This is a genomic window from Myxococcus hansupus (assembly GCF_000280925.3).
Classification (GTDB): Bacteria; Myxococcota; Myxococcia; order Myxococcales; family Myxococcaceae; genus Myxococcus; species Myxococcus hansupus.
The window spans coordinates 4,177,756-4,187,771 of sequence record NZ_CP012109.1; the positions used below are offsets into that span (position 1 = coordinate 4,177,756).

The following is a 10,016-nucleotide window of genomic DNA, read 5'->3' on the forward strand; positions in this document are numbered from 1 at the left end:
TCCTGCTCGGTCAGCCTCAGCAAGGCCGTGCGCAGCAGCGGTCCGCTGGCCAGGTTGAATGAAAGCTCCGTCTCCTCTGCGACGCGGCGCCTGGCCTCCGCGGTGCGCGATTCCTCGGGCAGACCCCGCAGGTCCACCGTACGAAGGTGTACCCGCACCTCGGACGCGATGACCTGCACCGGGGCGCCATCCACCTCATGGAACGTCGTCCGCAGGGCTTCGTGACGCTGAATCAACGCCGCGAAGGCCTGCTCCAATGCATCCACCTGGACCGTTCCCGTCAGCTTCACGGCGATCGGGATGTTGTAGGAGGTCCCGCCCGGTTCGAGCTGGTCGAGGAACCACAGGCGCTGCTGCGCGAAGGAAAGCGGCAGCGTGCCTTCACGAGAAGCACGCATCAACGGTGGAGCCTGGACACTCGAAACGCTGTCGCGTTCCCCCGCCAGACGCTGAGCCAGCTTCTCGACCGTAGGCGCTTCGAAGAGATGCCTCAGCGGCAACTCGACCTGGAATGCCTCACGCACACGCGACACCAACTGCGTCGCCAGCAACGAGTGGCCGCCGAGCTGGAAGAAATCTCCGTTCAGGCCGACTCGCTCGAGGTGCAGCACGTCTTCGAAGATGCTCGCCAGCCGCTGCTCGAGCTCGGTCCGTGGCACCACGTACTCCGCGGTCGCGAAGCCTGCCGCGTCTGGCGCGGGGAGCGCCTTGCGATCCACCTTGCCGTTGGGCGTCAGCGGCAGCGACTCCAGCACCACGTATGCCGACGGCACCATGTACTCCGGCAGCCGCTGCTTCACATGGCTTCTCAGCGCTGCCGCATCCAAAGCGGCAGCATCGCGAGGCGTCAGGTACGCCACGAGTCGCTTGCCCTCTCCGCCATCCTCCCGCGCGACGACGACCGCCTCGTTGACGTCCGGATGAGCCGTCAATGCCGCTTCGACTTCGCCCGGTTCGATGCGGTAGCCACGCACCTTCACCTGCGTGTCCGCTCGGCCCAGGAACTCCAGCGTCCCGTTCCCCAGCCACCGCACCACGTCGCCCGTACGGTACAGCCGCTCTCCTTCCCCAAACGGGCTCGGCACGAAGCGCTCCGCCGTCAACTCCGGCCGCCCCACGTACCCCACCGCCAACCCGTCTCCTCCCACGTACAGCTCGCCCGGCACTCCCACGGGCACTGGACGCTGGTGCGCATCCAACACGTACGTCGTCGTGTTCTTCACGGGCCGACCAATCGACACCGTCGCGCCCACGTCTTCCGGCTTCTCCATCCGGTACGTGCTGGAGAACGTCGTGTTTTCCGTCGGGCCGTACCCGTTGATGAGCACCCGCCCCGCTGCCAGCCGTTCCTTCACGCGAGACACCGGCAATGCGTCACCGCCAGCGAGAAGCTGCTTCACCTTCGCCAGTGCCTGCGGCTGCCTCGCCTGCATCTGCTCGAACAGCGCCGCTGTCAGCCACAGCGACGTGACTCCCGTCTCTTCCAGCTTCCGTCCCAACTCCTCCAGCGACGGCGTCCCTGCCGGGTACACCACCAGCTTCGCTCCGTGCAGCAGCGAGCCCCACACCTCCAACGTCGACGCGTCGAACGAAATCGGCGCCAACTGCAGCCACACTTCTTCCGGCCCGAAGTGCGCGTAGTCCGCCCCCAGCACCAGCCGAGACACCGCTCGATGCGGCACGCCCACACCCTTGGGCGTCCCAGTGCTCCCCGACGTGAACATCACGTACGCCAGGTTTCCGCCGCCCACCCGTGGACTCGGGTTGCTCTCCGGCTGCGTCGCGATGAGGGCATCCCACTCCGTGTCCACGCTCACAGCCCGGACCGTCTCACCGAGCCCCGTCTGCTGGAGCAACCCCTGCTGGCCAACCCAATGCGTCACGCCGGCTTCGCGGGACATCCAAGCCAGTCGCTCCATCGGATAGCTGGCATCCAGCGGCACGTACACGCCACCTGCCTTCAAGATGCCCAGCACGCTCACCAGCAACTCCAGAGAGCGCTCCACGCACAGCCCCACTCGCACCTCGGGCCCCACTCCGATCGCCCGCAGGTGGTGCGCCAACTGGTTCGCACGGTGATTCAGCTCGCCGTACGTCAGCCGCGTCCCCTCGTACTCCACCGCCACCGCTCCCGGCGTCCGCTCCACCTGACGCTCGAACAGAGCGCTCAAGCTGAGGTCGCGCGGGTACTCCACCACCGTCCCGCTCCACGCCTGCACCACTTGCCGCTGCTCTTCACGGCCCATCAGTGGCAAGTCCGTCAGGCGCGTCTCCGGTACGTCGACGGCGGCCGCCAGCAGGGTCCGCAGATGCCCCAAGAGCCGGTCCACCGTCTCGGGCTCGAACAGGTCGCTGTTGTAGTTCATCACCACGGCGAGTCCCTGTTGGGAATCGTCCGCGAGCAGGGACAGGTCGAACTTCGACGTCTTCTCCTCGGCTTCAAGGCCCGTCAGCGTCAGGTCCTTCAGTTGGACCTCGGAAACCGGCGTGTTCTGCAGCGTCAGGAGTACCTGGAACAGCGGGCTGCGGCTCGGGTCCCGCTCGGGCTGCAACTCCTCCACGAGCTTCTCGAAGGGAACGTCCTGATGCGCGTACGCGCCCAGCGTGACTTCGCGCACCTGCGCGAGCAACTCACGGAAGCGCAGCTCAGGTGACACCCTGGCCCTGAGGACCAGGGTGTTGACGAAGAAGCCAATCAGCCCCTCCGTCTCCCCCCGGTTCCGGTTCGCGATGGGCGAGCCCACGCAGAGGTCTTCCTGACCCGAGTATCGCGACAACACCGCATTGAACGCCGCCAGCAGCACCATGAACGGCGTGGCGCCTTCCCGATGTGCCAGCGCCTTTACCGAGTCCCACAGTTCGCTCGGCCATCGGACCGTTCGGTTGGCGCCGCGGAATGCCTGCACGGCCGGACGCGGCTTGTCCGTTGGCAACTCCAGTGCTTTTGGCGCTCCCTGGAGCTGATCCTTCCACCAACGGAGCTGCGACTGAAGCACCTCACCTTGCAGCCAGTTGCGCTGCCAGACGGCGTAATCGACGTACTGAAGCGGCAGCTCCGACAAGGCGGCGGGCCGCCCCTGCGTGGATGCGTCATAGAGCGCCGCGACCTCGCGGACGAGCACTCCCATCGACCAGCCGTCCGACACGATGTGGTGCATCACCAGCACCAGCACGTGCTCCTGCTCGCTCAGCTTCAACAACGCCGTGCGCAGCAGTGGACCTCGCGCCAGATCGAATGAGAGCCTGGCCTCCAGGTTGACGCGGCGCTCGGCTGCGGCGGGCCTTTGCGCCTCGGGGAGGCCGCTCAAGTCCACGCGCTGCAACCGCACCGACGCCTCGGATGCGATGACCTGCACCGGGGCGCCATCCACCTCCTGAAACGTCGTCCGCAGGGATTCGTGACGCTGCACCAGCGATGCGAAGGCCTGCTCCAGTGCATCCACTCGCACCGTTCCCGTCAGCTTCACGGCGATCGGGATGTTGTAGAAGGAACTCCCAGGCTCGAGCTGGTCGAGGAACCACAAGCGCTGCTGCGCGAAGGAGAGCGGCAGCGGGCCCACGCGAGATGCGCGCGACAAACGTGGCGAATGAAGGTTCGAAACGCCGTGGAGCTCTCCGGCCAGGCGCTGTGCCAACTTCTCGACCGTGGGCGCCTCGAAGACGTCCCTCAGCGGCAACTCGACCTGGAACGCCTCGCGCACACGAGACACCAGTTGCGTCGCCAGCAGCGAGTGGCCGCCCAGTTCGAAGAAGTCTCCATCCAGTCCGACGCGTTCGAGGTGCAACACATCCTCGAAGATCTTCGCCAGTCGATGCTCAAGCTCGGTCCGTGGCGCCACGAACTGCGCGGTCGCGGTGCCTTCCGTGTCTGGAGCGGGCAGTGCCTTCCGGTCGACCTTGCCGTTGGGCGTCAGTGGCAGCGACTCCAGCACCACGTACGCTGACGGCACCATGTACTCCGGCAACCGCTGCTTCACGTGACTGCGAAGCGTCCCGGCGTCCAACTCGGCGCCGGCTTGCGCCGTGACGTACGCCACCAGTCGCTTGCCTTCGGCGCCATCCTCACGCGCCACCACGACGGCTTCGTTGACGCCCACGGCTTCAGTCAGGGCGGTCTCAATCTCGCCCAGTTCGATGCGGTACCCACGCACCTTCACTTGCGTGTCCGCTCGGCCCAAGAACTCCAGCGTCCCGTTCCCCAGCCACCGCACCACGTCGCCCGTCCGGTACAGCCGCTCGCCGTCCCCAAATGGGCTCGGTACGAAGCGCTCCGCCGTCAACTCCGGCCGCCCCACGTACCCCACCGCCAACCCGTCTCCTCCCACGTACAGCTCGCCCGGCACTCCCACCGGCACCGCATTCAGGTGCCCGTCCAACACGTACGTCGTCGTGTTCTTCACCGGCCGGCCGATGGCCACCGTCGCGCCCACGTCTTCCGGCTTCTCCATCCGGTGCGTGCTGGAGAACGTCGTGTTCTCCGTCGGGCCGTACCCGTTGATGAGCACCTGCCCAGCCGCCAACCGCTCCTTCACGCGCGACACCGGCAGCGCGTCACCGCCAGCGAGAAGCTGCTTCACCTTCGCCAGGGCCTGCGGCTGCCTCGCCTGCATCTGCTCGAACAGCGCCGCCGTCAGCCACAGCGACGTGACCTCAGTCTCTACCAGCTTCCGTCCCAGCTCCTCCAGCGACGGCGTCCCCGCCGGGTACACCACCAGCTTCGCTCCGTGCAGCAGCGCGCCCCAGAGTTCCAACGTCGACGCGTCGAACGAAATCGGCGCCAACTGCAGCCACACTTCCTCCGGACCGAAGTGCGCGAAGTCAGCCCCCAGCACCAGCCGCGTCACCGCTCGGTGCGGCACGCCCACGCCCTTCGGCTTCCCCGTGCTTCCCGACGTGAACATCACGTACGCCAGGTTTCCACCACCTACCAACGGGCTTGGGTTGCTCTCCGGCTGCGTCGCGATGAGCGAGTCCCACTCCGTGTCCACGCTCACCACCAGCTCACCGCCAGCCGCCACTTCGTCCGCAAGTCGCTCCTGCGCCACCAGCAGCGCCACCCCGGCTTCGCGCTTCATCCACGCGAGCCTCTCCAGCGGGTAGCTCGCATCCAGCGGCACGTACACTCCTCCCGCCTTCAGGATGCCCAGCACGCTCACCACCAGCTCCAGTGAGCGCTCCACGCACAGCCCCACCCTCACCTCTGGCCCCACCCCCATACCCCTCAGGTGGTGCGCCAACTGATTCGCTCGGCGATTCAGTTCGCCGTACGTCAGCCGCTCACCCTCGTACTCCGCCGCCACCGCCTCCGGCGTCCTCTCCACCTGCTGCTCGAAGAGCGCGCCTAAGCTGGCATCGCGCGGGTACTCCACCACCGCACCGCTCCACTCCTTCACCACCCGCTGCTGCTCTTCACGCCCCATCAGCGGAAGTGCGCCGAGTGGCGTCTCAGGGGCCTCGATCGCCGCTTCCAGCAACACCCGCAGGTGTCCAAGCAATCGGTCAACGGTCGCGGCCTCAAACAGGTCGCTGTTGTAATTGACGACCGCTACGACGGCGTCCGGGACCTCTTCCACCACGAGCGACATGTCGAACTTCGACGTGTGCTCTTCCGTCTCCATGCCCTTGAGCGTCAGCCCCTGGAGGCGGACTTCAGAGGCGGGGGTGTTCTGCAAGGTCAACGTGACTTGGAACAGCGGGCTGCGGCTCAGGTCGCGCTCGGGCTGCAACTCCTCCACGAGCTTCTCGAACGAAACATCCTGGTGGGCATAGGCGCCCAGCGAGGCCTCTCGAACCTGCGCGATCAACTCCCGGAAGCGCAGCGACGCCGTCGGCTTCGCCCGCATCACCAAGGTGTTGACGAAGAATCCGATGAGGCTCTCGGTCTCCGAGTGCGAGCGTCCCGCGATGGGAGCCCCGACGCACACGTCCTCCTGCCCCGAGTAACGCGACAGCACCGTCTGGAATGCGGCCAAGAGCACGATGAACGGCGTCGCGCCTTCACGCCAACCGAAAGCCTCCACGTCACGCCAGAGGGTCGTAGGCCACCGGACGAGCCGGTTCGCACCTCGGAAGGTCTGCGTCGCGGGACGCGGCTTGTCCGTGGGCAGCTCCAAAGCGCGAGGCGCGCCCGCGAGCTGCTTGCGCCAATAGGCAAGCTGCGACTCCAGCACCTCGCCCTTCAACCATTCCCGTTGCCAGACCGCGTAGTCCGCGTATTGCACCGCGAGCGCCGGCAGCGGCGAGGGCAGACCATGCGCCAACGCCTCGTACAGGGCGGACACCTCTTGCACGAGGATGCCCATGGACCAGTAGTCCGACACGATGTGGTGCATCACCAGCACGAGCACATGCTCTTGCTCGGACACCTTCAGCAGCACCGTGCGGAGCAACGGTCCCTCCTCCAGACGGAAGGGGCGCCGAACCTCGTCCTCCGCCCGCGCCTTGGCCGCGGCCTCGCGGGCCTCGGGAGGAAGGTTCCCCAGGTCCACGACCTGGAGCGGAACCCGGGCCTCGGGGGCGACGACCTGAACGGGGGCGTTGCCATCGACACGGAACGTGGTGCGCAGCGACTCGTGCCGGAGCACCAGTGCCTGGAAGGCCCGTTCCAACGCGGACACGTCCAAGGTCCCTGTCACACGAACAGGGGCCCACAGGTTGTACGAGGTGTTCTCTGGGTCCAACTGCGCGAGGAACCACAGGCGTTGCTGCGCGAAGGACAGCGGGGCCGTGCCACCACTGCGCTCAGAAGGCTTCAGGGGCGGCGCCGGAGTCCCGCCGACCGCCACGGCTCTCGAAATCCGCTCCGCCAGGGCCGCCACGGTGGCGGACTCGAAGACGTCGCGCAGCGGCAGGTCGATGCGGAAGGATTCACGCACCCGCGCGACCAACTGCATGGCCAACAGGGAGTGCCCACCCACCTCGAAGAAGTTGTCGTGAAGGCCCACGGTCTCCAGGCGCAGCACGTCCGCCCAGAAGCCGGCGAGCATCTGCTCCACGGGCGTGCGCGGCGCGACGTACCCCACCCGCCGTGACGCTCTCACCGTCTCCGGGGCGGGAAGCGACTTGCGGTCCACCTTCCCATTCGGCAACAAGGGGAGCCGCTCCAATGGCACCACGGCCTGCGGCACCATGAACCGAGGCAGCCGAGACTCCAGCGCCGCGCGCACCTCCCCCCCGTCCAGCGTCCGTCCTTCGCGAGGCACGACGTAGGCGACCAGCCGCTTGTCGCCAGGGACGTCCTCCCGCACCAACACCAGCGTCTCCCGCACGCCGGGTACACCGAGCAACGCGGACTCCACCTCGCCTGGCTCGATGCGGTGCCCGCGCACCTTCACCTGGGTGTCGCCGCGCCCCAGGTATTCCAACACACCGTCACGCCGCCAACGGGCCTTGTCTCCAGTCCGGTACAGCCGCGCGCCGTCACCGAAGGGACCGGGCACGAACCGCTCCGCCGTCAGTCCCGGCTGGCCGAGATATCCCCGCGCCACGCCCTCACCGCCGATGTACAGCTCGCCCACCACCCCTGGAGGCACGGGCTCCAGCGCCCCATCGAGGACATAGACGCGGACGTTCGTCAGGGGCCGACCAATGGCCACCTCCCGTCCAGGCACGTCATCCCCGGCCGCCAGGTCAATGGCCGTGGCCACGGCGGTCACCTCGGTGAGGCCGTAGGTGTTCAGCAGCGGCACCGCGCCGCCCACGTGACGGCGCCACTGCGCCACGCGTTCGGGAACCGCGCGCTCACCGCCGATGACCAGCCACTTCAAGCCCGCGGGCAACCGGGCCTTGCCCTCTTCGAGGCTCGCCGTCACCTCGTGCCAGAAGGCGGTGGGAAGGTTGATCTGGGTGATTCCGGCCGCCTCGCACCGGGCCAGGAAGGCCTCGGGGACGTCCAGCATCTCGGGAGTGCGGAGCACCAGCGTGCCGCCGCGCGTGAGGCACGGATAGATCTCCTCCGCGCTCGTGTCCCAACTGATGGACGCGAACTGGAGGACGCGGTCGCCCGGTTCCACGGGGCAGGTCCGCCACTCCGCGCGGATGAAGTTCACCAACGAGCGGTGCTGCACCACGACGCCCTTCGGGCGCCCCGTGGAGCCCGACGTGTAGAGCACGTAGGCCGCGGCTTCGGGAGGAACCGTCACGCCAGGGGACGCCGCATCGCCTTCCGCGACGAGCGCATCCACATCCAGCCACTGGCAACCGGGCGCACCGCCCAGCTTCTCGCGCAACCGCTCCCGTGACACCACGACGCGGGCGCCGCTGTCCTCCAGCATGAGGGCCAGCCGGTCCGCCGGATACTCCGGGTCCAGCGGCACGTAAGCGCCGCCCGCCTTGAGCACGCCCAGCAAGGCCGCGACCAGCTCCACCGAGCGCTCGACGCACACGGCGACCCGGGTCTCCACCCCAACGCCCCGCGCACGCAGCCCGTGGGCAATGCGGTTCGCACGCGCGTCCAGCTCGCGGTACGTCACGGACTCGGAGCCGAACATCACGGCGGCGGCATCGGGAGTGCGCGCGGCCTGGTCCTCGAACAGCGAATGAACGCTCACGTCGCCCGGCAGCGGCTCGGGCGCTCCGTTCCAATCCACCAACAAGCGGTGCCGTTCAGGAGCACCGAGCAGCGGAAGGCGCTCCACGGGCTGCTCGGGTGCAGCGACCGCCGCGCCGAGCAGGACCTGGAGGTGCTCCAGCATCCCATCGACGGTCGACGCGTCGAACAGGTCCGCGTTGTACGTGGCCGACAGCACGAGCCCCTCGGGGCCTCGCGCCATCATCAACGTCAGGTCCAGCGCCGTGCGCGTCGCGTCCAGGTCGAGCATTCGCACGCCCAGCCCCGACACCACGGGCAGGTGCAGCGGCGCTTCGGACTCACCCACGAGCACCTGGAACAGCGGCGCGCGCAGCGGGTCCCGCTCCACGCCCAATCCCTGCAACAGCGGCTCGAAGGGAACGTGCGGATGCGCGGAGGCCGCCTCCAAGCTCGACTTCGCGCGGCGCAGCAGCGTCCGGAAGTCCGGCCGGTCCGACACATCCGCGCCCACCACCAGGGGCTCGGAGAAGAGTCCCAACAGGCCCTCGGTCTCCTTGCGGTCACGATTCGCATGCGGCGTGCCGATGAGCAGCTTCTGCTGTCCGGTGTACCGGGAGAGCAGCGCCTGGAACCCGGCCAGGATTCCCATGAACAACGTGGCGCCCTCGGCCTGGGCCCATGCGTCCAACCACTCCACCCACGCCGGCGACAACACGACCTGGCGTCGCGCCGCACGCCCCTGCGCCGTGCGCCTGGGCCGATCCGTGGGCAACTCCAACCCAAGCGGCATTCCGTCCAACTGCTTCCGCCAGAACGCGATGTGCGCGTCCAGCGCCTCACCGCGCAGCGTCCCGCGCTGCCACGCCGCATGGTCCGCGTACTGCTGTGGCAATGCCGGCAAGGACGAAGGCACACCCTGAACGAAAGCGCCGTAGAGCGACAGCACCTCCCGTGCGAGCACACCCACGGACGCGCTGTCGGAGATCAAGTGGTGCATCACGACCACGAGCACGTGCCGCTCGGGCGCCAGGCGCAGCAGCACCCCGCGAGCCAGCGGCGCGCGCGTGAGGTCGAACGGGGTTTCCCACTCGCGTTGGACGCGGTGCCGCACCGCATCCTCGAGCCCTGCCTCCAGCACTCCGTCCAGAGCCTCCACGGTGAACGGAACCTGCGCCTGGACGTCCACGAACTGCACTGGGGTTCCAGAGACTTCACCGAAGCGCGTGCGCAGCGTTTCGTGGCGGCGCGCCATCTCCTGGACGCTCCGCTCCAGGGCGGACACATCCAGGCGCCCCGTCAGCTCCACGGCCCAGGGAAGGTTGCAGGCGGAGGGCCCGGGCGAAAGCTGCTCCAGGAACCACAGTCGCTGCTGGGAGAACGTCAGCGGCGACGCGGGTCGAGGCTTCTTCTCCAACCGCTTCGCGAGCAGCGCGAGCTTCTCCTCGCGGGTGAGCGTGGGCTTCTTCTCTGACTCATTCCCCATGGC

Annotated in this window: 1 protein-coding gene (running past one end of the window); it reads right to left on the reverse strand. The window is 68.0% G+C overall.

What is annotated here, in order from left to right; all coding sequences use genetic code 11:
* On the reverse strand, window positions 1–10,013 hold the start of the coding sequence (locus tag A176_RS39220) for a non-ribosomal peptide synthetase (protein WP_049872319.1). 17,629 nt of this gene lie to the left of the window's left edge; the window shows 10,013 of its 27,642 coding nt (coding positions 1–10,013); it begins with the start codon at window positions 10,011–10,013; the stop codon falls past the left edge of the window.
* Window positions 10,014–10,016 lie beyond the last annotated feature (3 nt).